1 protein-coding gene is annotated in these 1,362 nt (G+C 65.1%); it reads right to left on the bottom strand.

Annotation, left to right across the window (positions count from 1 at the left end; genetic code table 11):
- Nucleotides 1–16: 16 nt before the first annotated feature.
- Nucleotides 17–1,311 (bottom strand): IS3 family transposase gene (locus A9X04_RS09290; protein ID WP_156764286.1). Its coding sequence is split into 2 segments (ribosomal slippage): nucleotides 17–1,038 and nucleotides 1,038–1,311, totalling 1,296 coding nucleotides; the frame shifts between segments, so codons are not numbered across the junction.
- Nucleotides 1,312–1,362: the final 51 nt, after the last annotated feature.

The raw sequence follows: 1,362 nt of genomic DNA, 5'->3' as shown, positions 1-1,362 counted from the left end.
TGAACCATCCCGGGTTTCATGCACCCTCGGTGTTTTGTGAGCCGGCCGGTCGGTCGGTCACGTGTTGGGAATAGTAGTGGGCTTCGGCTTCGGCGGGTGAGACTCGGCCCAGCCGGTGCATGAGGCGCTGCTGGTTGTACCAGGCGACGTAGTCGGCGGTGATGTATTCGACGTCGCCGAGGTTGCGCAGTGGGCCGCGGCGAAACGGGGAATCCGCGCGGATGCACTCGTTTTTGTACAGCCCGATGGTGGTCTCGGCCAACGCGTTGTCGTAGGCGTCGCCGACGCTGCCGACCGATGGCCGTAAACCCGAAAGGGTCAGTGTTTCACCGAATCTCACACTGGTGTACTGAGATCCGGCATCCGAGTGGTGGATGGCGTCCTCGATGGGGTGACCCTGGCGCGACCGCAGGGCTGCGGCTTGGCGGATCGCTGACTCGACGAACCGGGTGTGCTTGGATGCCGAGGCCTCCCAGCCCACGATGGCGCCAGCGTAGGCGTCGATGACGAATGCGACGTAGACGAACACCCCGGTGATGAGCTTGACGTAGGTGAAGTCGGCGACGAGCAGGCGGTTGGGTGCGCCCACCGCGAACTGGCGGTCCACGAGATCCGGTGGCCGCACCGCCGACGGGTCCGGGATTGTGGTGCGCACAGTCTTCTGCCGTCGTACGCCCTGCCAGCCGTTGCGGCGCATGAGTCGCTCGACGGTGGACTTGGCCACCGGGATACCCTCGCGCTGCAGGTGAGCCCACATCTTGAGCGACCCGTACAGCGACTCTGGCTTCTTGCGGCCGTGTTCGTCGGGCTCGTAGTAGCTGGCCAGGATCTCGGTGATGGTGGCCTCCCACAGGGCCCGCTTCGAGGGCGCTCGCTTGGCCCAGGCGTAGAACGTGCGCGGGGCGATCGGCACACCGTGCTCGGTGAGCACGCGGCAGATCGGAGCGACCCCGAAGCGGTCCCGCTGATCAGCGATGAACTCGCAGACCGAACCCGTCAGCGGCGGTTGCGCGGGTCGCTCTCCCGCACGAAGAAAGACGTGGCCGCCTTGAGGATTTCAATGGTCTGCTCGAGTTCGGCGTTACGCCGCTTGAGCGCGCGGATCTCGGCAGCCGCCTCGCTGGAAACGCCGTCACGCTGGCCATCATCAATCTGCTGCTGACGGATCCAGCTCCGCAACGTCTCGGTGGTCATCCCCAACCGCTTGGACACCGCCGTGATTGCCGCCCACTCGCTCGGATAGTCATCGCGGTGGTCGAGCACCAAACGAACAGCCCTGGCCCGCGTCTCCGGGTCGTACTTGCTCGGCATGAAATGCACCTTCCCAAGAAAGGAGGTGCGCATCAAACGCGGGACGGTTCA

It is taken from the genome of Mycobacterium sp. E3247 (assembly GCF_001667785.1).
Taxonomy (GTDB): Bacteria; Actinomycetota; Actinomycetes; order Mycobacteriales; family Mycobacteriaceae; genus Mycobacterium.
This window is presented reverse-complemented; position numbering and strand designations above follow the sequence as displayed.